Annotated in this window: 15 protein-coding genes and 4 tRNA genes; 13 read left to right on the forward strand and 6 right to left on the reverse strand. The window is 58.5% G+C overall.

Features of this window, described 5'->3' with window-relative positions; genetic code table 11:
* Positions 1–73 precede the first annotated feature (73 nt).
* From PSH76_RS10395 to PSH76_RS10405, 3 genes are read right to left on the reverse strand one after another with little or no spacing between them, the layout of a single operon-like run.
* A complete protein-coding gene (locus PSH76_RS10395; RefSeq protein WP_305494041.1) occupies positions 74–1,489 on the reverse strand; it encodes an efflux transporter outer membrane subunit in 1,416 nt (471 codons plus the stop codon).
* Positions 1,473–2,642: an efflux RND transporter periplasmic adaptor subunit gene (locus PSH76_RS10400; protein ID WP_305494042.1), complete on the reverse strand. Its 1,170-nt coding sequence runs from the start codon at positions 2,640–2,642 to the stop codon at positions 1,473–1,475. The genes PSH76_RS10395 and PSH76_RS10400 overlap by 17 nt, the downstream gene beginning before the upstream one ends.
* Positions 2,632–5,853 (reverse strand): efflux RND transporter permease subunit, encoded by a 3,222-nt coding sequence (locus PSH76_RS10405; RefSeq protein ID WP_305494043.1) that lies wholly within the window; start codon positions 5,851–5,853, stop codon positions 2,632–2,634. Before PSH76_RS10405 ends, PSH76_RS10400 begins: the two co-directional genes overlap by 11 nt.
* Before the next feature lie 206 nt (positions 5,854–6,059).
* Between PSH76_RS10405 and PSH76_RS10410 the strand changes: the two genes are divergently transcribed.
* Positions 6,060–6,470 (forward strand): hypothetical protein, encoded by a 411-nt coding sequence (locus tag PSH76_RS10410; RefSeq protein WP_003192269.1) that lies wholly within the window; start codon positions 6,060–6,062, stop codon positions 6,468–6,470.
* On the opposite strand, the gene PSH76_RS10415 is transcribed toward PSH76_RS10410, so the two are convergent.
* Positions 6,467–6,628 carry a hypothetical protein gene (locus PSH76_RS10415; RefSeq protein ID WP_164692270.1) on the reverse strand — a complete coding sequence of 54 codons (162 nt, stop codon included), beginning with the start codon at positions 6,626–6,628 and terminating at the stop codon, positions 6,467–6,469. The genes PSH76_RS10410 and PSH76_RS10415 overlap by 4 nt on opposite strands.
* 334 nt (positions 6,629–6,962) lie before the next feature.
* On the opposite strand from PSH76_RS10415, the gene PSH76_RS10420 reads away from it, so the two are divergent.
* The gene (locus PSH76_RS10420) at positions 6,963–7,628 is read left to right on the forward strand and encodes a peptidase C39 family protein (protein ID WP_069558224.1); all 666 of its coding nucleotides are present in this window, start codon (positions 6,963–6,965) and stop codon (positions 7,626–7,628) included.
* Between the two features lie 112 nt (positions 7,629–7,740).
* Here the strand turns inward: PSH76_RS10420 and pbpG are convergent, their stop codons facing one another.
* Together pbpG and folD are read right to left on the reverse strand one after the other, a co-directional pair.
* On the reverse strand, positions 7,741–8,664 hold the full coding sequence (gene pbpG / locus PSH76_RS10425) for a D-alanyl-D-alanine endopeptidase (RefSeq protein ID WP_072434112.1): 924 nt from the start codon (positions 8,662–8,664) through the stop codon (positions 7,741–7,743).
* A 207-nt stretch (positions 8,665–8,871) separates the two neighbouring features.
* The gene (gene folD / locus PSH76_RS10430; RefSeq protein ID WP_003192259.1) at positions 8,872–9,726 is read right to left on the reverse strand and encodes a bifunctional methylenetetrahydrofolate dehydrogenase/methenyltetrahydrofolate cyclohydrolase FolD; all 855 of its coding nucleotides are present in this window, start codon (positions 9,724–9,726) and stop codon (positions 8,872–8,874) included.
* Positions 9,727–10,001: 275 nt separating this feature from the next.
* Between folD and PSH76_RS10435 the strand changes: the two genes are divergently transcribed.
* From PSH76_RS10435 to PSH76_RS10485, 11 genes are all read left to right on the forward strand, one after another.
* Positions 10,002–10,078, forward strand: a tRNA-Arg gene (locus PSH76_RS10435).
* Between the two features lie 32 nt (positions 10,079–10,110).
* Positions 10,111–10,186: transfer RNA gene (locus PSH76_RS10440), tRNA-His, on the forward strand.
* Positions 10,187–10,243: 57 nt separating this feature from the next.
* Positions 10,244–10,328 (forward strand) — tRNA-Leu (locus PSH76_RS10445).
* A gap of 77 nt (positions 10,329–10,405) precedes the next feature.
* Positions 10,406–10,481, forward strand: a tRNA-His gene (locus PSH76_RS10450).
* Positions 10,482–11,906: 1,425 nt separating this feature from the next.
* Positions 11,907–13,610, forward strand: a complete 1,704-nt coding sequence (gene ltrA, locus PSH76_RS10455; RefSeq protein WP_023093520.1) for a group II intron reverse transcriptase/maturase — start codon at positions 11,907–11,909, stop codon at positions 13,608–13,610.
* 127 nt (positions 13,611–13,737) lie between these two features.
* Positions 13,738–15,048 carry a trigger factor gene (gene tig, locus PSH76_RS10460; RefSeq protein WP_014718988.1) on the forward strand — a complete coding sequence of 437 codons (1,311 nt, stop codon included), beginning with the start codon at positions 13,738–13,740 and terminating at the stop codon, positions 15,046–15,048.
* Positions 15,049–15,139: 91 nt separating this feature from the next.
* Positions 15,140–15,775 (forward strand): ATP-dependent Clp endopeptidase proteolytic subunit ClpP, encoded by a 636-nt coding sequence (gene clpP, locus PSH76_RS10465; RefSeq protein ID WP_003192255.1) that lies wholly within the window; start codon positions 15,140–15,142, stop codon positions 15,773–15,775.
* Between the two features lie 112 nt (positions 15,776–15,887).
* Complete coding sequence (gene clpX / locus PSH76_RS10470; RefSeq protein ID WP_003192254.1) at positions 15,888–17,171, forward strand: ATP-dependent Clp protease ATP-binding subunit ClpX; 1,284 nt, start codon at positions 15,888–15,890, stop codon at positions 17,169–17,171.
* A gap of 188 nt (positions 17,172–17,359) precedes the next feature.
* Positions 17,360–19,756: an endopeptidase La gene (lon, locus tag PSH76_RS10475; protein ID WP_305494044.1), complete on the forward strand. Its 2,397-nt coding sequence runs from the start codon at positions 17,360–17,362 to the stop codon at positions 19,754–19,756.
* 148 nt (positions 19,757–19,904) lie between these two features.
* On the forward strand, positions 19,905–20,177 hold the full coding sequence (locus tag PSH76_RS10480; RefSeq protein ID WP_003174819.1) for an HU family DNA-binding protein: 273 nt from the start codon (positions 19,905–19,907) through the stop codon (positions 20,175–20,177).
* Positions 20,178–20,405: 228 nt separating this feature from the next.
* On the forward strand, positions 20,406–22,280 hold the full coding sequence (locus tag PSH76_RS10485; RefSeq protein ID WP_305494045.1) for a SurA N-terminal domain-containing protein: 1,875 nt from the start codon (positions 20,406–20,408) through the stop codon (positions 22,278–22,280).
* Positions 22,281–22,286: the final 6 nt, after the last annotated feature.

A 22,286-nucleotide genomic window follows, 5' to 3' on the forward strand; every position in this document is an offset into this window, starting at 1 on the left:
CACGATTTTAAGGGCAGACGCAGAGCGTCCTGAGCGGCGTTCCCACGCAGAGCGTGGGAACGATCAGTGGGTATTAGCCCGGCTGCCAGCCGCCGCCGAGTGCGGTCAACAGTCCCACGCTTGCTTGCAACTGCCGGGTCTGCACCGCCTGCAACGTTCGCTGTGCCTGCAACGCGGCGGTTTGGGCGGTGACCACATCCAGGTAACTCACCGCCCCGGCCTGATAGCTGTTCATCGCCAAGGCCTGGGTATGTTGCGCTGCCTCTGCCGCCGCTTGCTCGTCCTCGGCTTGCTGCTGCAAATCCCGCAGTTGCGCGAGGTTATCTTCCACCTCGCGCACGGCTTTCAATACGTGGCTACGGTACTGTGCCGAAGCCTCCTCGAACTCGGCCTTGGCCTGGCGCTCATTGGCGCTCAAGCGCCCGCCGTCGAAGATCGGCAGGTTCATCAGTGGCCCCAGCGCCCAATACCGGTTGCCGGCGGACAGCAGGTTGCCGACGCCTTGGGTCTGCCCGCCCAGCACACCGGTCAAACTGAAATCCGGAAACCATGCCGCCTTGGCCACGCCGATAGTCGCGTTGGCTGCAAACACGCGACGTTCAGCGGCGGCAATGTCCGGGCGACGCTGCAACAGGTGGCTGGGCAACTGTGCTGGAATGCCGGGCAACGCCATTAACTGCGAGCTGGGCGGCAGTGAAAAAACACTGGCGGTCACGCCCACCAATTCGCCGATGGCATGCTCGGCGAGGTTGCGCTGGCCACGCACTTCGTCCAGCTGTGCCTTGGCTTCGGCCAGTTGGTTTTGTGCGCGGGTCAGGTCCAGTTCCGACGCAATCTGGCCTTCATAACGGCTGCGGGTCAGTTGCAGCGCTTTGCTGAAGTCCTGCAACGACGTGTTGAGGATTCGGCGCTGTGCATCCAGCCCATTGAGCTGCACATACAGGCTCGCCAACTGCTGTTGCAGGCTCAAGCGCACCACCGCCAGATCATCAAAGGACGCTTGTGCCTGGGCATCGCCCGCAACGACCTGGTTGCGGATTCTGCCCCACAGGTCGAGGTCGTAACCCAGGGAGAACCCAGCGGTATTGCTGTTGTACACCGACGGTTGTGTAGTGCCACGCAACGGTCGTGAATCCGATTGACGCTGACGCAGCGGTTGCGCGCTGGCGGTGATTTGCGGGAAGAGGCCCGCGTGCAGTTGACTGGCATAGGCCTGGGACGCATCGAAGTGCGCCAGCGCCGCGGCCAGGTTCGGGTTGGCCTTGAGCAGTTGCTGCTGCAGCGCGTTCAGGCGCGAATCGTGGTAAAGCTGCCACCACTGGGGCGCCAGTTGGTCCGACGGTTGCGCGCTGTGCCAGGGGCCATCGCTGGTTTGTTCACGGTAGTTCGCGGGCAGGTCAACCGACGGCACTGTATAGGTGGGTGCCATCGAGCAACCCTGCAACGCCAGCAGTATCAACGCCGCCAGCGGCTTAAGCCTTGGGCGCATGGGCACCTCCCGAGGCGTCAGCCAGTTGCACCGGGTCGCCTTCACGCAGGGCGTCGGGCGGGTTGTCGATGATACGGTCAGCAGGCTTCAGTCCTTGGTCAATCACCAGGCGCTCGCCGAGGTCCAGGCCTATATGAATGTCTTGCAGGTGCACATGGTTGCGCCCGTCCAGCACCGCAACCTGGGTGCCCTGGGCGCGGAAGATCAAGGCGCTGGCCGGGATGCTTACGCCATGGGTGTCAGCCGGAATCGGCAGGGTGACTTCGGCGTAATCGCCCGGCAGCAGTTCGCCGTTGGGGTTGTCGGCGACGAACTGGGCGAGCAGGGTGCCGGAGCGGCGGTCGATGGCGGTGGAGTCACCGATCAGGCGCGCCTTGAAGTGCTCGCCGGGGTGCTCGGGGACGGTCAGTTCGGCCTCAAGGCCCGTATGGATGACCGCTGCATAGTTTTGCGGCACCGGCACATACAAACGCAGTTGGTGGGTGTCGGCAATGTTGAACAGTTCCGGATCGCTGGCGTTATCGGCCTTGATCAACTGGCCGATGTCGGTGTTGCGGGCGGTGATGGTGCCGGCGAACGGCGCGCGAAGGGTCTTGTAGCTTTCCAGGGCGCACAGTCGCGCATAGTCTGCTGCGGCGGCTTCGGTGTTGGCCTTGGCGGCTGCGGCGTTGGAGCTTTTCTCATCGGCGTCCTGACGCGATACCGAATGGCTGGCCAGCAGGTTTTGCCAGCGGGTCGCCGTGGTGGCTGCCAGGCGTGCATTGGCTTGTTGCTGGATCAGACGCGCATGGGCCTGGGCCAGTTGTTGGTCGAGGTCGGGGCTGTCGATTTCGGCGAGGATTTGCCCGGCCTTGACCTGGGCACCGATGTCGACTTTCCAGTTCTTCAAGTAGCCGCTGACCCGCGCATGGATCGCCGCCTGGCTCCACGCCTCCAGGTGGGCGGGCAGGCGCAGGGTGTCACCGCCGGCGTTTGGCTTGGGTTGGAACACCATTACCTGGGGGACAGCGGCGGCTTCGGTCCAGGCAGTGACCGATTGCTCGTGCAGCGTGCGCGCGTGCAGGCCGCTGGCGACCAACAGGGCAGCCAACGTCAGGCCACCGACACCCAGGAGCATCAGGCGCTTGCGCGAGGGTTTTTGATCAGGCGACATGGGGCGTTTCTCCAGCAGTTGCGCGAGTAGGATGACGGCCGTGGACCAGGCTGAAGACCACGGGAACAAACAACAAAGTGGCGATGGTGGCGAAGATCAAGCCGCCGATGACTGCCCGACCGAGCGGGGCGTTCTGCTCCTCGGAAATCGCCAGGGGCAACATGCCGATGATCATTGCCAGGGCGGTCATGCACACCGGGCGAAAGCGCGTATAGCCGGCTTCCAGCGCGGCTTTCAACGCATCACCATGTTCGGCCAGGCGCTCTCGGCAGAAGCTCACCACCAGGATCGAGTTGGCGGTGGCCACGCCCATGCACAAGATGGCGCCGGTGAGTGCCGGTACCGACAGCGAGGTGCCGCTGAGAAACAGCATCCACACGATGCCCGCCAATGCTGCCGGCAACGCCGTGATGATCACAAAGGGGTCGGCCCACGACTGGAAGTTGACGACGATCAGCAGATAGATCAGCACCACCGCGCCGAGCAGCCCGAAGCTCAAACCACTGAACGCCTCATGCAGCGCATCGATCTGCCCGTGCAGGCTGATGGTCGCGCCTTTGGGGCGCATGGACGCCGTGTCATCCAGCACTTTTTGCACATCGCGGGCGACGCCGCCGAGGTCGCGGCCTTGCACGTTGGCGTACAGGTCCAGGGTCGGCTCGATGTTGTAGTGGGTCACCACGGCCGGGCTTTGTACCCGGGAGATGGTCGCCACGCCGCCGAGGATTTGCGCCTGGCCATTGGCACCGGTCACCGGCAGTGCTTCCAGGGACGGCAGGCTGTCGAGACGGTATTGCGGGGTGGCGGCGACGATGGAGTAAGACACGCCGTTGGCCGGGTTGAGCCAGAAGGTCGGCGCGGTTTGTGAGCTGCCGGCGAGGGAGGCGACCATGCTGTTGGTGACGTCACGCTCGGTGATGCCCAGGCCATTGGCGCGCATACGGTCCACGTTTACTTGCAGCGAGGGGTAGCCGGTGGACTGCTGGATACGCAGGTCGGCAATCCCCGGTACATGCTGCAAGCGCCGTTCAAGCTCGACGGCATAGGCGCGGTTTTCTGCGTCACTGCGCCCGGAGATTTTGACGTCCAGCGGGGCGGGGGCGCCGAAGTTGAGGATCTGGCTGCTGATGTCGGCTGGCAGGAACGCAAAGTGGCTGCCGGGGAAACTTTGCGGCAGGGCTTCGCGCAGTTTTTTCACATAGTCGGCGGTGGGTGCGTGGTGCGTTTTCAAGCTGACTTGAATATCGCCATCCTGCGGGCCGATGGTGCCGCTGCTGCTGTAGGCCATGTCGATGCCGCTGAGCGGAATGCCGATATTGTCGACAATGGTGTCCAGTTCTTCGGCGGGGATGACCTCGCGGATCCGCGCTTCGATGCGGTCGAACGCCGCGGCGCTTTCCTCGATGCGTGTGCCCAGGGGCAAGCGCACATGCAGCGCCAAGGCACCCGCATCGGTGGCCGGGAAAAAGTCCTGGCCCAGGCTCGGCAACAGCAGGAACGACGCCAATACGCACGCCAGGAACCCGACAATGAAGCGCTTGCGTGCGCCCAGTGCCAGCGTCAGCAGGCCATGGTAGGTGTCACGGATATTGGAAAAGTGCCGCTCGAATCCCTGTTGAAAGTTCAGCACCGATTGCAGCAGCGCATTGCGCGGTTTCAGGTGCTGTTCACCCTCGTGGTGGTTGATGAATGCATCTTCCGGATGATGCCCCGCGCCTGGCTCGGGCCTATGTGGTTTGAGCAAAAACATCGCCAGCGTCGGTACCAGGGTACGCGAGAGAATGAACGAACTGGCCATGGCGAAGATCACCGCCAGCGCCATGGGCCGGAACAGGTAACCGGCGATGCCTTGCAGCAAAAACATTGGCACGAACACGATGCAGATGCACAGCAGTGAGACGAACGCCGGGCCGACGATTTGCGCGGCGCCGTCGAGAATCGCGGTCTTCACCGCCTTGCCTTGTTCCAGGTGCCAGTTGATGTTTTCGATGGTCACCGTGGCGTCATCCACCAGGATGCCCACGGCCAACGCCAGCCCGCCCAACGTCATCACGTTGAGGGTTTGCCCACTGACGGCCAACAGCGCGATGGCCGAAAGCACCGCCAGGGGAATCGAGGCGGCGATGATCAAGGTCGAGCGCCAACTACCAAGAAACAGCAGGATCATCGCACTGGTGAGCAATGCGGCAATGATGCCTTCCTGGGCCACGCTGCCCACCGACTGTTTGACAAATACCGAGGCATCGCCCAGCAGCGAGGTTTTCAATGACGGCGGCAGGGTTTCGTTGATGCGCGGCAGCATCTGGCGGATACCGTCGATGATCGACAGGGTGGAGATGCTGCCGTTTTTCAGCGCCGGCATCAGCACGGCGCGATGGCCGTCGACCCGAACGATGTTGGTTTGCGGCGGTGAACCGTCGCGCACATGGGCCACTTGGCCGATGGTGATCAGCGCACCGTCGACGGTCTTGATCGGCAAGTCGTTGAGCTCATCGATGGCCTTGGGGCTGTTGTTGAGCAGGATCGTGTATTCGTTGGGCCCCAGCTTGGCGGTGCCCACCGGGATGATCTGGTTCTGCAACGCCAAGGCATTGCCCACATCCTGGGCCGACAAGCCTTTGGCGGCCAGGGCTTGGGGGTCGAGGTCCAGCGTAATCTGCCGTTGCTTGCCGCCCATCGGTGTAGGCATGGCCAGGCCGGGCAGGGCGCTCAAGGGCAGGCGGATATTGTTTTGCACCAGGTCGCGAATTCTGGCTTCCGAAAGGCTGGGGCTGGAGAACGCCATTTGCAGGATCGGCACCGTGGAGGCGCTGTAGTTGAGGATCAGCGGCGGCGTGATGCCCGGTGGCATTTGCTTGAGCACGGTTTGTGACACCGCCGTGACCTGGGCATTGGCGGTACGGATATCCACGCCAGGTTGGAAGAAGATTTTGACGATGCCCATGCCGGGCAACGATTGCGACTCGATATGTTCGATGTCGTTGACGGTGGTGCTCAGGGAGCGTTCGTAGGTGTAGATCACCCGGCCGGCCATGGCGTCCGGGGACAGGCCGTTGTACTGCCAAACCACGGCGACCACGGGAATGCCGATATCGGGAAAAACATCCGTGGGCGTGCGCAGGGCCGCCATCGGCCCGATGATGCAGATGAATATAGCCAGCACGATGAAGGTGTACGGCTTGTGCAGTGCGGTCTTTACCAGCCCGAGCATGCGTGAGTCTCCGAGAAGAGCAGGATTGCAAACCCCGGCAGTCTTGCCCGACCCACCTAACACGCACCTTTCAGTCAGGTGAAGGAAGTTTTAGTTAATGGCTGAAGATCCTTTCATAGGGATTCATTTGTTCCAGGAAGGGCGGCTGATCAAGCTTGTCAGCCATCGGATACGACCTTTTCATTCATGCCCTTTGGAGTCCTGTCATGTCACTTAAACCACTGTTGTTAGTTCCCGTTCTTGGCTTTGTCTGCTTACTGTCGGCATGCGCTGGCCCGATCCCCAAGGCGGACCCCAGCCAAGCCTGGATCGGCTTGCAGGAAGAAGCGCCGAATGACCTGATGGCCGAGCGTGTCGATGGCAAGCGCGTGGACGATGGGCGCTATTTTGAAGTGACCCCGGGGGACCATCGCCTGGACGTGACCTTATTTGAAGACGAACCGGGTGACGACAACCAGCAGGACTGCCAGGGCCGCATCGAGTACAAGCATTTCAAAGCGGGTGAGCACTACACCCTGGTGGAGTCGAGCCTGGGCACCACGGTGCGCGCGTCCCTTGAGGACGGCCACGGCAAGGAAATTGCCGCAACCCAGGACTTCAATTGCATGCCTGGCTAGGCGTGATGCGCCGTCGCCTTGCGCGGCTCGGCGGGTTCAGCAGGTTTGACGTGGGGGTGATGATGCCGGCGCGTCACGCGCATGACCCCCCACAGCATGGCGGCGGCAACGGCCAGCCAACCACAGATCAACAGGAAAATCGTTGTCGCAAGGCTCATTCGGGCCTCCTTTCGCCCACTTGGGGCACACACAGTCTTCTCAATGGACAGTCTAGTCAGCTGACGGTTGCCTGCTATTGACCAATGGTCGAGTCCGTCCAACTTGTTTGCTCTATCGTCACCGCTTTATTGCACGCGTCGGCTATAGATATCTTGCGCCCCCCAATGTAGGAGCGAGCTTGCTCGCGAAAAACGTCAACGATGACGCGGGCTTCCTGAATAAACGCGGCGCCCCCAAGTTTTTCGCGAGCAAGCTCGCTCCTACGGGATAGAGAAAGCGCGATTGGGCTATGATCGGGGCCTTTACTGGCAGTTGATCAAGAGAGTGAAAAAATTGCGCTTACGGTCGAACCTTAAAACTTCCTTGCTACTGGCCGTTGCCCTCGGGTTGGCGGCCTGTTCCAGCAACACACCGTCGAAACTGCCAGGCTTGCCGGAGCGCGTTGAACTCAATGGCGTGCCGACCTTTCGCAGCGAGGCGTATCAGAGCGGTCCTACAGCACTTGCCAGCATGCTGTCGCAACAAGGCATTGTCATGACACCGGGTTTGCTTGATAAGCCGCTGCGCCTGCCCGGTGCCGAGGCCGACCTTGAGCGCAATATGCAGGTGCTGGCGCGCGAGTACGGGCTGATGGTGTACCCATTGGACGCCAAGCTGACCGCCGTGCTGGCCCAGGTAGCGGCGGGTTACCCGGTGATGGCGCGGATCAACGCCAGCTATTGGTCCGGAGCGCGTTATGTCGTGGTGGTGGGGTTCAACCAGCAGAAGAGTACGGTGCTGTTGCGCTCAGGCAATGAGCGCCGCCTGAGCATGAGCTTCAGCGACTTTGAGTCGGCGTGGAAGGGCGCGGGCCATTGGGCCATCCTGACCCAGCGCCCGAGCCAGTTGCCCGCCAATGTGGACGCGCAACGCTGGCGCGATGCGGCCAATGCCACGGCGCAGGCGGGGCAGGAGCAGGCAGCAGCCCAAGCGCTCAAGGTGTTGGCAGAGAAGAAGTGAAGCTCAAATAATGCGGGCTTGCTCGCGAAGGCGCAGTGTCAGTCGCTGAATGCATAGGCTGACCCACCGCATTCGCGAGCAAGCCCGCTCCCACACTAAATCACATCACTGTTTATCGACGTACTTCCGTAGCGGTCGCTCGATTCTTGAGGTTTTTATCAGCTTTGTAACGCAGCGCCACATCCGGCACTGCGCCGCCTTTGCCAGTTTCGACCCAACTACGAATACGGCTGGCATCGGCAAAATGGGTGAACTTGCCAAAGGCATCCAGAATCACCAGCGACACCGGGCGGTTGCCCATGCTCGTCACCAGCACCAGGCAATGGCCGGCCTGGTTGGTGAAGCCGGTCTTGGTCAGCTTGATATCCCAGTTGGCGCGGTTGATCAGGTGGTCGGTGTTGGAGAAGCCCAGGGTGTAGTTGGGCTTGCGGAACGACACGGTCTTTTCCTTGGTGGTGCTCAACTGGCTGAGCATCGGGAATTTGCGCGCATAGGCCAGCAGCTTGCTCAGGTCGCGGGCGGTCGAGACGTTATGGATCGACAGGCCGGTGGGCTCCACGTAGTGGGTGCTGGTCATGCCCAGGGATTTGGCCTTGGCGTTCATCGCCGCAATAAAGGCCGCGTAACCGCCAGGATAATGGTGGGCCAGGCTCGCAGCGGCGCGGTTTTCCGAGGACATCAGCGCGATCAGCAGCATTTCCTTGCGCGGCATCTGGCTGCCGATCTTCACCCGGGAGAACACGCCTTTCATCTCGGGCGTGTCGGTGATGTTGATGTCGATGTATTCGTCCATATTCTGCTTGGCTTCGAGGACGATCAGGCCGGTCATCAGCTTGCTCACCGAGGCGATGGGTACCACCACGTCGGGGTTGCTGGAATAGATAACCTTATTGGTCTGCAAATCCACCAACATGGCGCTGCCGGAGGCAATCTGCAGCTTAGAGGCGTCACGCGGGGCCAGGGTGGTTTCGGCGGCGTGGGCGAAGGTACCTGCCAAAGCAAAAAACAGGCTGACAATAGAAAGACGAATTTTCACGCGGATGAACTCGCTAAAAAGTAAGGAAATGCCGTTGTAGAACGGATCTTGTGACAAATGGCGTTACATTCTAGGAGTATGGATGAAGAACTGTCGAATGTTCTTCTAGAACCAGACGAAAGTGCTTAAAAACTAAGAAAAAACGGTTTTTTTTCGTGCAATAAAAAGCCCTGCGCTAAGGCAGGGCTTTTTCATTACGCCTGGTTATTAACCGTGCAGGGTTTCCGCTGCATATAAGGTGTTTTCCAGCAGGCACGCCCGGGTCATCGGCCCGACACCGCCTGGGACCGGCGTGATCCAGCCAGCACGGGGCAGGGCGGTTTCATACACCACGTCACCCACCAACTTGCCGTCTTCCTGGCGGTTGATGCCCACGTCGATGACGATGGCGCCTTCCTTGATCCATTCACCTTTGACCAACCCCGGCTTGCCAGCAGCGACCACCACCAGGTCGGCGCGGCCAACGTGGCCAGCCAGGTCCTTGGTGAAGCGGTGGGTGACGGTCACGGTACAGCCGGCCAGCAGCAGCTCCATGGCCATCGGGCGACCGACGATGTTCGATGCGCCCACCACGACAGCGTCCAGACCATAGAGATCGACACCGGTGCTTTCCAGCAGCGTCATGATGCCTTTGGGTGTGCATGGGCGCAGCAGGGGAATGCGTTGGGCCAGGCGGCCGACGTTATAAGGGTGGAAACCGTCGACGTCTTTGTCCGGGCGGATGCGTTCCAGCAGCTTGGAGGCGTCCAGGTGCTCAGGCAGCGGCAATTGCAGGAGGATGCCGTCCATGCCCGGGTCATCGTTGAGGCTGTCAATCAGGTCGGTCAGGGCCTGTTGAGTGGTGTCCGAAGGCAAGTCGTAGGCCTTGGAAATAAAGCCGACCTCTTCACAGTCTTTACGCTTGTGCGAGACATAAACCTGAGAGGCAGGATCGCTGCCGACCAGGATCACCGCGAGGCCAGGCGTGCGCAGGCCTTGCTGGCTGCGCTCGGTGACTCGTTTGGCGATCTGCTGGCGCAGGCTGGCGGCGATTGATTTGCCGTCGATAAGTTGTGCAGTCATTACGCGTGATTAACCATCGAGAGGGGGAAGAAAAGTGCGCGCATTCTCGCATGCCAAGGCGCGAGGGCAAAGGCGCTTGGTCTGCAAATTGCCCTAACCCCTTAAATAAAATCAGTTTTTTTCAAAAAAGATTTGACGGGTTTCCGGGGCATCTATACTATTCGTCGCACTTGTCGGGCACAGCCTAGCACTGGTTAAGAAGGTCGAGCAGAATAGTTGTACTGCAAGGCTGGAAGCACTTAGTTTGTAATCGTTAAAGAGTACAGATTAATAAGGCGCCCGTAGCTCAGCTGGATAGAGCATCCGCCTTCTAAGCGGATGGTCGCAGGTTCGAGTCCTGCCGGGTGCGCCATTAGGCAGCTTTGGCACAAGTAGCGCTATATGGTGGGCGTAGCTCAGTTGGTAGAGCACGGGATTGTGACTCCCGTTGTCGAGGGTTCGATCCCCTTCGTCCACCCCATATTCTGAAAGGCGCCAGATTTTACAGTCTGGCGCCTTTGCTTTAAGAGCTTCAAGCGCGGATGTGGTGGAATTGGTAGACACACTGGATTTAGGTTCCAGCGCCGCGAGGCGTAAGAGTTCGAGTCTCTTCATCCGCACCAATTAAAGCTTTTCCCGGTCGTCAGGCAGGGCAGGGCTCAACAAAGAAGTGGTTTGGTTTCTTTGTTAACGCAATATGGTGGGCGTAGCTCAGTTGGTAGAGCACGGGATTGTGACTCCCGTTGTCGAGGGTTCGATCCCCTTCGTCCACCCCATATTCGAAAGGCGCCAGATTTAACAGTCTGGCGCCTTTTTTGGTTTTGGCGGTTTGAGATTGGGTGGTCGCAGGTGCTGGGCTGCCCCGGCAGGGCGTGTCGTCGTATTTGTGTATCTCGATGATGCCGCGCTGCTTGCCTGTTCTGTTCGCAGGGCGGGCCGTCAGGGAGATGAATGGTTGTTCCTTCTATATATAGAGAGGGGCGGCGCAGAGCCCTGGCGCAATTTGGCTGTATTTGTCACCGGGGCGAGGTACTTCAGTGCTTTCGTACCGATAAATTGCCGGCTGTTTTCCGCTGTGTTTTCAGTAGGGTGACTTCTTGAGTTTGACCCACTAGAATGCATGCCCTTGGTGCGACACGCGTGGCGTGTCTCCTAAACTTCGAGGTGTAGAGTCATCTTGAAGGGTTTTCGAAAGAGAGCCGAGAGCTTGGGTACCCAACCCCAAGAAACAAAACCCTCCCAGAAGTCCAATGCCTTCAAGGACTTGCCGCAGCGGCGGTGGCAAACTCAAGGTCGATTAGCGCTCGGTGGCTCGACCGCAGTACTGGATTTCCGGTATTGGAGTGCCTACTACACATCAGCCCTATTCAGGGCTAAACCCATGCGGGAGAGAATCCCCGCTGGGGTTCCCTCCTGCTTTTGAAACAGGAGGTAACAATTCTTTGAGCATGCTGCCTCGGCAGTCCCTGTTCACATCAAACCGGAGACATGAGCGAAAGCTCTGTCTGTCATTGTCCAACCATTGCCTGTTTGGAGTGGCAGCGGACTCGTTGTGCGACCAACGATAGCCTAGGAAGACATGCGTCACTGGTAACGGTGGGGTGTGAAGCTCTTCCAACAATGTAGCCCCCGTATGGGTGCGTCTTCGCCGTGAGGCGGAGCGCAGATGCTCGGAGCAGTACCGGGTTGAGGCGCTAGGCTGGCTGGTATGGGTAACACAAGTGAACTGCTAATAAACGTCGTCAGCATTACGGTGCCTAATCTGCTGATAGGCATTAACCAAAAAGGTGATGCGACCGGTTGTTCTGGTCAAGGGTCGGAACACGTCGTCACATAAGGTCGCCGGCGAATAGGCAGACTCTAACCCAGTCGTGTGACAGGCAGGGAACGTGGTAAGCCCGTATAGCTGCCTTCGGGCAGGTGAACCGCAAGGTGATCCGTTGGCTGTGCGGGTATGGGATCGCAGAGAAAGCGAAAGCCGGGCTGTAATGGCCTGGATAGGGGCTGGAACATTGCTCCACGGGAAACCGGGCAGACTTCTGCGTGGTCTTTCGTCGCATGAACTCTGAGTGAACCTGTCTCAATAAACCTAGAGATCCAGCTGTAACGGATCTTCTATTAATCCAGCCCTGGCGGGAGCGTCCATTCCCGTCAGGGGATGTGTGCGTCTTTCGCTTGGGGCAACTTGAGAGGAAGGCAGCATGTTAGAACATAGCCAATTGGCCGTGTCTGCGCCTTCCGGCGCTCCGCAACAATGGCATGACATCGATTGGTGGCGTGTTCAGCGGAATGTCCGGGCGATGCAGATACGGATTGCGAAGGCTTGTCGGGAAGGCAACTGGCGCAGGGTGAAAGCCTTGCAGCGGATGCTGACCCGCTCACGCTCGGCCAGATACTTGGCCGTACGGCGAGTCACTGAAAACCAGGGTAAGCGCACGGCGGGAGTCGACCGCGTGCTCTGGGATACACCCGATGCCAAATGGAAGGCGGCAAATGGGTTGAGGCGCCACGGTTATAAGCCACGGCCTTTACGGCGTGTGTTTATTCCGAAGTCAAATGGAAAGGAGCGCCCTCTGGGCATTCCGACCATGACGGACAGGGCAATGCAGGCGTTGTATTTGCTTGCTCTGGCACCCATTGCAGAAACCACCGGCGATCCAAACAGCTACGGCTTTAGGATCGAGCGATCTACGGCGGATGCAATGGGGCAGTTGTTCGTATGCCTATCCAAGAAGGTTTCGGCCCAATGGGTTTTGGAGGCGGACATCAAAGGCTGCTTTGACCATATCAATCATGACTGGCTTATCACCAACGTCCCAACGGATAAGGTGGTTCTCCGAAAATGGTTGAAAGCTGGCGTGATTCATAAAGGCCAGCTACAGGCAACGGATGCCGGTACGCCACAGGGCGGGATTGTCTCGCCCAGCTTGGCGAATCTGGTGCTGGATGGGCTGGAGTCACAACTTAAGCAACATCTGGGTGTGACCAAGGCCAAGAAGCTGAAAATCAATGTGGTGCGTTACGCGGATGACTTTGTGATAACCGGAACCTCGCGAGAGGTGCTGGAAACTGAAGTCAGACCTTGGGTAGAGCAGTTCCTAGCAGTGCGGGGGCTGCAGTTGTCACTCGAGAAGACGCGTGTCGTCCATATAAAGGAAGGCTTTGACTTTCTAGGTTGGAATTTCCGCAAGTACGATGGGAAGCTTCTGATCAAGCCAAGCAAGAAAAACGTGAAAGCGTTCTATAGCAAGGTAAGGGAGGTCATCAGTACCAGCAAAACGGTAAGGCAGGAGGATCTGATCCGACAGCTGAATCCGATACTGCGTGGCTGGGCGTTCTATCACCAGCCTGTGGTAGCCAAGAAAGCGTATAGCCGCATGGATTACATGATCTTTCTGGCTCTATGGCGTTGGGCAAAACGGCGACACCCTAAGAAAACACTCCAGTGGATCGGAGCGAAATACTTTAAACCCATGAAGGGGCGGAAAGGGGTGTTTGCTACCGCGACGATGAATGACAAGGGAGAGATGCGAACGATCGAGTTGTACTCGCTAGCGAGCACTCCGATCGAACGACACAAGAAGGTGAGTGGGGAGTACAACCCCTTCGATCCTTCTATGGAGGAAATGGGTGAGAAAAGGCGTATGGAACAGATGCTCAAAAGGCTGGCGTACCGTAAGCAAATCTTGAGCCTTTTCCAGAGTCAGAAAGGATTGTGTCCAATATGTAAGTTACCGATTACGAAGGAGACGGGGTGGCATGATCACCACATTCTGTACCGCACAAAAGGCGGTGGAGACTCCCTAAATAACCGGGTACTATTGCACCCCCTTTGTCACCAGCGGCTACACGCTCGCGGATTGACAGTGAACAAACCGGCTCCCCTTACCGGGGGTTTTGATTAGGCCCGAGCCGTATGCGGGGAAACTCGCACGTACGGTTCTTAGGGGGAGATGGGCCAGTAATGGCCCATCTCTACCCGACATTGGGGTCGGAAATGGCCGGCTAATGTCTGTGCAACGAGGAATATCCATGCAAGTTTCTGTTGAAAATACTACTGCTCTCGAGCGCCGCCTGAGCATCACCGTGCCGGCAGAGCGTATCGAGACTGCGGTCAACAAGCGTCTGCAGCAGACTGCCCAAAAGGCCAAGATCGCTGGTTTCCGTCCAGGCAAAGTGCCGATGAGCGAAATCAAGCGTCGTTTTGGTGCCGATGCGCGCCAGGAAGCTGTAGGTGACGTGATCCAGGCTTCTTTCTACGAGGCCGTTGTCGAGCAAAAGCTGAACCCGGCTGGCTCGCCTTCGATCGAGCCCAAGTCCCTGGAAGCGGGCAAGGACCTGGAATACGTTGCCGTATTCGAAGTGTTCCCGGAATTTGAAGTGGCCGGTTTCGACGGTATCGAAATCGAGCGTCTGAGCGCCGAAGTGGCTGATTCGGACCTGGACAACATGCTGGAAATCCTGCGCAAGCAGAACACTCGTTTCGAAGTGGCCGACCGTGCCGCCCAGAACGAAGACCAACTGAACATCGATTTCGTTGGCAAGGTTGACGGCGAAGTCTTCGCTGGCGGCTCCGCCAAGGGCACTCAGCTGGTGCTGGGTTCCAACCGCATGATCCCTGGTTTCGAAGACGGCCTGGTTGGCGCCAAAGCCGGCGAAGAGCGCGTTCTGAACCTGACGTTCCCTGCTGACTACCAGAACCTGGACCTGGCTGGCAAAGCCGCCGAGTTCACCGTTACTGTCAACAGCGTTTCCGAGCCTAAGCTGCCAGAGCTGAACGAAGAGTTCTTCGCCCAGTTCGGCATCAAGGAAACCGGCATCGAAGGCTTCCGCACCGAAGTTCGCAAGAACATGGAGCGTGAGCTGCGCCAGGCCATCAAGTCCAAGGTCAAGAACCAGGTCATGGACGGTCTGCTGGCCGCCAACCCGATCGAAGTGCCTAAGGCCCTGCTGTCCAACGAAGTGGATCGCCTGCGCGTTCAAGCGGTTCAGCAGTTTGGTGGCAACATCAAGCCTGACCAGCTGCCGGCCGAGCTGTTCGAAGAGCAAGCCAAGCGCCGCGTTGTGCTGGGCCTGATCGTGGCTGAAGTGGTCAAGCAGTTCGACCTCAAGCCAGACGAAGACCGCGTTCGCGAAATGATCCAGGAAATGGCTTCGGCCTACCAGGAGCCTGAGCAGGTCGTGGCTTGGTACTACAAGAATGAGCAGCAGATGAACGAAGTACGTTCGGTTGTGCTGGAAGAACAAGTTGTGGATACTGTTCTGCAGAAGGCTAAGGTGACCGATAAAGCGGTCTCTTACGAAGAAGCAGTCAAGCCGGCGGAAGCAGCACAAGCCGACTGATTGTCCAACTCGTTGGAAATTCAACCATAAGCCAGCCTCGCGCTGGCTTATGCGTTTTCAAGACATGACTATTTGGGAGTAACTGCAGAGCATGTTCCGTAATTCCTATATTCAGCAGAACTCTGATATCCAGGCCGCAGGCGGCCTGGTCCCGATGGTTGTCGAGCAGTCCGCTCGTGGCGAACGCGCCTACGACATCTACTCGCGCCTGCTCAAGGAGCGAGTGATCTTTCTGGTTGGCCCGGTAGAGGACTACATGGCCAACCTGATCTGTGCGCAGCTGCTGTTCCTTGAAGCGGAAAACCCGGACAAGGACATCCATCTCTACATCAACTCGCCGGGTGGTTCGGTGACTGCGGGCATGTCGATCTACGACACAATGCAGTTCATCAAGCCAAACGTGTCGACCACCTGTATTGGCCAGGCGTGCAGCATGGGCGCCTTCCTGCTGACCGCGGGTGCCGAAGGCAAGCGTTTCTGCCTGCCGAACTCGCGCGTGATGATTCACCAGCCACTGGGCGGTTTCCAGGGCCAGGCGTCGGACATCGAAATCCACGCCAAGGAAATCCTCTTCATTCGTGAGCGTCTCAACACGCTGATGGCCAAGCACAGCGGGCGCACCCTGGAAGAAATCGAGCGCGATACCAACCGTGACAATTTCATGAGCGCTGAAGCCGCCAAGGAATACGGGTTGATCGACGCAGTGATCGACAAGCGCCCCGCATAATATAAGCCGCTCAAAATAGGGCTGGTCGGCATGTCCGACCACTGGCGGGCTTGAAAAAGCCCGCATAAGCCTTCATCTTGTGTTGCAAGCCTATCGGATTTGGATCGAACGAATGACTGACACCCGCAACGGCGAGGACAACGGCAAGCTGCTCTATTGCTCCTTCTGTGGCAAAAGCCAGCATGAAGTACGCAAATTGATTGCCGGCCCCTCGGTGTTTATCTGCGACGAATGCGTCGACCTGTGCAATGACATCATCCGTGAGGAGGTGCAGGAAGCCCAGGCCGAGAGCAGTGCGCATAAATTACCTTCGCCTAAAGAAATCAGCGGCATCCTTGACCAGTACGTCATTGGTCAAGAGCGTGCAAAAAAGGTTCTGGCCGTAGCGGTGTACAACCACTACAAGCGCCTGAACCAGCGTGACAAGAAAGGTGACGAGGTTGAGCTGGGCAAGAGCAACATCTTGCTGATCGGTCCTACAGGCTCGGGTAAAACCCTGCTTGCAGAAACCCTCGCTCGCCTGCTGAACGTTCCGTTCACCATCGCCGACGCCACCACCCTCACCGAGGCTGGCTACGTGGGTGAAGATGTCGAGAACATCATTCAGAAACTGCTGCAGAAGTGCGACTACGACGTAGAGAAAGCCCAGATGGGTATTGTCTACATCGATGAGATCGACAAGATCTCGCGTAAGTCGGACAACCCGTCGATCACCCGGGACGTTTCCGGTGAAGGCGTGCAGCAGGCCCTGTTGAAACTGATCGAAGGCACGGTTGCGTCCGTACCGCCGCAAGGTGGTCGCAAGCACCCGCAGCAGGAATTCCTTCAGGTTGATACGCGCAACATCCTGTTCATTTGTGGCGGTGCGTTCTCGGGTCTCGAGAAGGTGATTCAGCAGCGTTCCACCCGTGGCGGCATTGGTTTCAGTGCGGAAGTGCGTAGCAAGGAAGAAGGCAAGAAGGTGGGCGAGTCCCTGCGTGAAGTCGAGCCTGACGATTTGGTCAAGTTCGGTCTGATCCCGGAATTCGTTGGCCGTCTGCCGGTCCTGGCCACGTTGGACGAGTTGGATGAGGCGGCTTTGATCCAGATCCTCACCGAGCCGAAAAACGCCCTGACCAAGCAATACGGCAAATTGTTCGAGATGGAAGGTGTAGACCTGGAGTTCCGTACCGACGCGCTGAAATCGGTGGCCAAGCGGGCACTGGAGCGCAAGACCGGTGCACGTGGCCTGCGTTCTATCCTCGAAGGCGTGTTGCTCGACACCATGTACGAAATCCCCTCGCAGTCCGAGGTGAGTAAAGTGGTGATCGACGAAAGCGTTATCGAAGGCAAGTCCAAGCCACTGTATATCTATGAAAACAGTGAGCCGGCTGCCAAGGCTGCACCCGACGCGTAAGCGTTCAGCAGTTGCGGTACAAGCAAGGGGCCTCTAGGGGCCCCTTGTTTTTTGGGGCGTTTTTTCGAGACGGTGGTTAAATTCGCGTGTATTCATGCGTTTAACTGCTGGCATTGAGCTTGTTTTTTTTGCATGCAACCCCCATCTTGGTTTCAAGCTTATTTTTGAACTGTCATAGAGGCGAAATCATGAAGACAACCATCGAATTGCCTCTCCTGCCGTTGCGTGATGTCGTCGTCTATCCGCACATGGTTATCCCGCTGTTCGTGGGGCGCGAGAAGTCTATCGAAGCCCTCGAGGCCGCGATGACGGGCGACAAGCAAATCCTGCTGTTGGCCCAGAAGAATCCTGCTGATGATGATCCGGGCGAAGACGCCCTGTATCGCGTCGGCACCATTGCCACTGTCCTGCAATTGCTCAAGCTGCCCGATGGCACCGTCAAGGTGTTGGTCGAAGGCGAGCAGCGCGGTGCCGTAGAGCGCTTCATGGAGGTGGACGGCCACCTGCGCGCGGAAGTGGCGCTGATCGAAGAAGTCGAAGCCCCGGAGCGTGAATCCGAGGTGTTCGTACGCAGCCTGCTGTCGCAGTTCGAGCAGTATGTGCAGTTGGGCAAGAAAGTCCCGGCTGAAGTCCTGTCGTCCCTCAACAGCATTGATGAGCCAAGCCGCCTGGTCGACACCATGGCCGCACACATGGCGCTGAAGATCGAGCAGAAGCAAGACATCCTCGAAATCATCGACCTGTCGGCCCGTGTCGAACACGTATTGGCGATGCTGGATGGCGAAATCGACCTGTTGCAGGTTGAAAAACGCATCCGTGGCCGCGTGAAGAAGCAGATGGAGCGTAGCCAGCGCGAGTACTACCTGAATGAGCAGATGAAGGCCATTCAGAAGGAACTCGGCGACGGCGAGGAAGGCCACAACGAAATCGAAGAGCTGAAAAAGCGCATCGATGCTGCTGGCCTGCCCAAAGACGCCCTGACCAAGGCCACCGCCGAGCTGAACAAGCTCAAGCAGATGTCGCCGATGTCGGCTGAAGCCACCGTGGTGCGCTCGTACATCGACTGGTTGGTGCAAGTCCCGTGGAAGGCCCAGACCAAGGTGCGCCTGGACCTGACCCGTGCTGAAGAGATCCTTGACGCTGACCATTACGGCCTGGAAGAGGTCAAGGAGCGCATCCTTGAGTACCTCGCTGTACAAAAACGCGTGAAGAAAATCCGCGGTCCGGTGTTGTGCCTGGTTGGGCCTCCGGGTGTGGGTAAAACCTCCCTGGCGGAATCGATCGCCAGCGCGACCAACCGCAAATTCGTGCGCATGGCCTTGGGTGGCGTGCGTGATGAAGCGGAAATTCGCGGTCATCGCCGTACCTACATCGGTTCGATGCCGGGAAGATTGATTCAAAAGATGACAAAGGTGGGTGTGCGCAACCCGCTGTTCCTGCTCGATGAAATCGACAAGATGGGCAGCGACATGCGTGGCGACCCGGCGTCGGCGTTGCTCGAAGTGCTGGACCCTGAGCAGAACCATAATTTCAACGACCATTACCTGGAAGTCGACTACGACTTGTCTGACGTAATGTTCCTGTGCACCTCCAACTCCATGAACATTCCGCCAGCCTTGCTGGACCGGATGGAGGTGATTCGTCTGCCGGGTTACACCGAAGACGAGAAGATCAACATCGCGGTCAAGTACCTGGCGCCCAAGCAGATTTCGGCCAACGGCCTGAAGAAGGGCGAGATCGAATTCGAGGTCGAGGCGATCCGCGACATCGTGCGTTACTACACCCGCGAGGCCGGTGTACGGGGCCTTGAGCGCCAGATCGCGAAGATCTGCCGCAAAGCGGTGAAGGAACACGCGTTGGAAAAACGTTTCTCGGTGAAAGTGGTTGCCGACTCCCTGGAGCACTTCCTGGGCGTGAAGAAATTCCGCTATGGCTTGGCCGAGCAACAGGACCAGGTCGGCCAGGTGACTGGCCTGGCGTGGACCCAGGTGGGTGGCGAATTGCTCACCATCGAAGCTGCGGTGATTCCGGGCAAAGGCCAGTTGATCAAGACCGGCTCCCTGGGTGACGTGATGGTCGAATCCATTACCGCCGCGCAGACCGTGGTACGCAGCCGCGCCCGCAGCCTGGGCATCCCGCTGGACTTCCACGAGAAGCACGACACCCATATCCACATGCCGGAAGGGGCGACTCCCAAAGACGGCCCTAGCGCTGGCGTAGGCATGTGCACGGCCCTGGTATCGGCATTGACCGGCATTCCCGTGCGCGCCGATGTGGCGATGACCGGGGAAATCACCCTGCGTGGCCAGGTATTGGCGATCGGTGGTCTCAAAGAGAAATTGCTCGCCGCGCACCGGGGTGGAATCAAGACCGTGATCATTCCTGAAGAGAATGTTCGCGACTTGAAGGAAATTCCTGACAACATCAAGCAGGATCTTCAGATTAAACCGGTTAAATGGATTGACGAGGTCCTGCAAATTGCGCTGCAATACGCGCCGGAGCCCTTGCCGGATGTGGCCCCGGAGATTGTCGCGAAGGACGAAAAACGCGAGTCCGATTCCAAGGAAAGAATTAGCACGCATTAATGTGTTGGAGCCTGGGGGCTTCCTTGACAGCTTTTTAGAGCCCTTGTTATAAAGCGGCTCTTAAGTGTCTGTAGGCCATTCAGCACTGGTTTTGCTTTTTACCAAAAAACTTAGAATCATACTCAATAGATATATAAGGGGACTTAGAGTGAACAAGTCGGAACTGATTGATGCTATCGCTGCATCCGCTGATATCCCGAAAGCTGCTGCTGGCCGTGCGCTGGACGCAGTAATCGAATCCGTCACTGGCGCTCTGAAGGCCGGCGACTCCGTGGTACTGGTAGGCTTCGGTACTTTTTCTGTGACTGACCGCCCAGCTCGCACTGGCCGTAACCCACAGACCGGCAAAGCACTGCAAATCGCTGCTGCCAAGAAACCAGGTTTCAAAGCCGGTAAAGCCCTGAAAGAAGCTGTTAACTAAGCTTCGTTCAAGCCTTTGCTTACCCGGGTCGGACGCAGGTCTGGCCTGGCAGCGGAGCGGTAGCTGACCCACGTATCGGGTCGCCACGCCGGGGGTGCAGATTCGAACCCCCGTCCGCTCCGCCAGTTACGAGAAGGCGCATCCTCGGATGCGCCTTTCTTCTATCCGGACTCTACCCACGCTCCACGGTTGCCTAATTTTTGAAGTTCAACCGTTTCTGGGGGACGCATGCTGCAAAATATCAGGGACAATTCACAAGGCTGGATTGCCAAGACCATCATCGGGATCATCGTCGCATTGATGGCGTTCACCGGTATCGAAGCCATTTTCCAGGCTTCGGGTAATAACAAGCAGGACGTGGCCAAGGTCAACGGTGAAGAAATCACCCAGACCGAGCTGAGCCAGGGTGTCGACATGCAACGGCGCCAGCTGATGCAACAGCTGGGCAAGGATTTCGACGCTTCCCTGCTGGACGAAAAGCTGCTGCGCGACGCTGCCCTCAAGGGCCTGATCGACCGTAAGCTGCTGCTGCAAGGCGCTGCTGATTCCAAGTTCGGCTTCTCGGAAGCTGCGCTGGACCAGGTGATCCTGCAGACGCCGGAATTCCAGGTAGACGGCAAGTTCAACGCCGAACGCTTTGACCAGGTGGTCCGTCAGTTGGGCTACAGCCGCATGCAATTCCGTCAGATGCTGACCCAGGAAATGCTGATCGGCCAGGTTCGTGCAGGCATCGCCGGCAGTGGTTTCGTGACCGACGCCGAGGTGCTGGCATTCGCCCGCCTGGAAAAACAGACCCGCGATTTCGCCACCGTCAACATCAAGGCTGACCCTGCGGCGGTGAAACTCACCGACGACGAGGTCAAGGCCTACTACGACCAGCACGCCAAAGAGTTCATGACCCCGGACCAGGTGGTCATCGACTATCTGGAATTGAAGAAGTCGTCCTTCTTCGACCAGGTTACTGTCAAGGACGATGAGCTGCAGGCTGCCTACGAGAAGGAAACCGCCAACCTCGCTGAACAGCGTCGTGCCGCGCACATCCTGATTGAAGTCAACGACAAGGTCACCGAGGCGCAAGCCAAGGCCAAGATCGAAGACATCCAGGCGCGCCTGGCCAAGGGTGAGAAGTTCGAAGCCCTGGCCAAGGAGTTCTCCCAGGATCCAGGTTCGGCCAACAATGGCGGCGACCTCGGTTTTGCCGGCCCTGGTGTTTACGACCCGGACTTCGAAACCGCGCTATACGGTTTGAAGCAAGACCAGGTGTCGGTGCCAGTGCGCACCACGTTCGGTTGGCACTTGATCAAGTTGCTGGGCGTTGAAGCGCCTGAGGTGCCATCGTTCGCCAGCCTGAAAGACAAGCTGACCCGCGAACTCAAGGCCCAGCAGGTTGAGCAGCGTTTTGTCGAAGCGACCAAGCAATTGGAGGATGCGGCATTCGAAGCCTCTGACCTGGCCCAGCCGGCGTCTGACCTGAAGCTGACCGTCCATACCTCCGCGCCGTTTGGCCGTGAAGGTGGCGAAGGTGTTGCGGCCAACCGTGCCGTGGTCACTGCAGCCTTCAGCCCGGAAGTGCTGGATGAAGGCGCCAACAGCAGCGCTATCGAGCTGGACCCGGAAACCATCATCGTGCTGCGTGCCAAAGAGCATCTCAAGCCGGCCCAATTGCCGCTGGAGAACGTCGCTGCGGCCATTCGCACCCAGATGACCAAGGAGCGCGCGAGCGCTGCCGCCAAAGCCCGTGCCGACGAGTTGATCGCCAGCCTGCGTGATGGCAAGACCGCGCTGGACCAGCCGGTTGACGGCCAGGCCTGGAAGGTGACTGAGGCGGCTACCCGTGGTCAGGAGTCTATCGACCCGGCCGTGCTGCAAGCCTTGTTCCGCATGCCCAAGCCTGCGGCCAAGGACAAGCCGACCTTCACCACCGTGACCCTGCGCGATGGCAGCCTGATGATCGTGCGCTTGAACGGCGTGAACGAAGCGGCGGCCCCTACGGACGAAGAAAAGGCGCAATACCGCCGCTTCCTCGCTTCCCGTATTGGCCAGCAGGACTTCGCGGCCTACCGCAAGCAGCTGGAAACCCAGGCAGACATCAAGAAGTACTGATGCCGG

Source organism: Pseudomonas sp. FP215 (assembly GCF_030687795.1).
In the GTDB taxonomy this organism is placed as follows: Bacteria; Pseudomonadota; Gammaproteobacteria; order Pseudomonadales; family Pseudomonadaceae; genus Aquipseudomonas; species Aquipseudomonas salmasensis.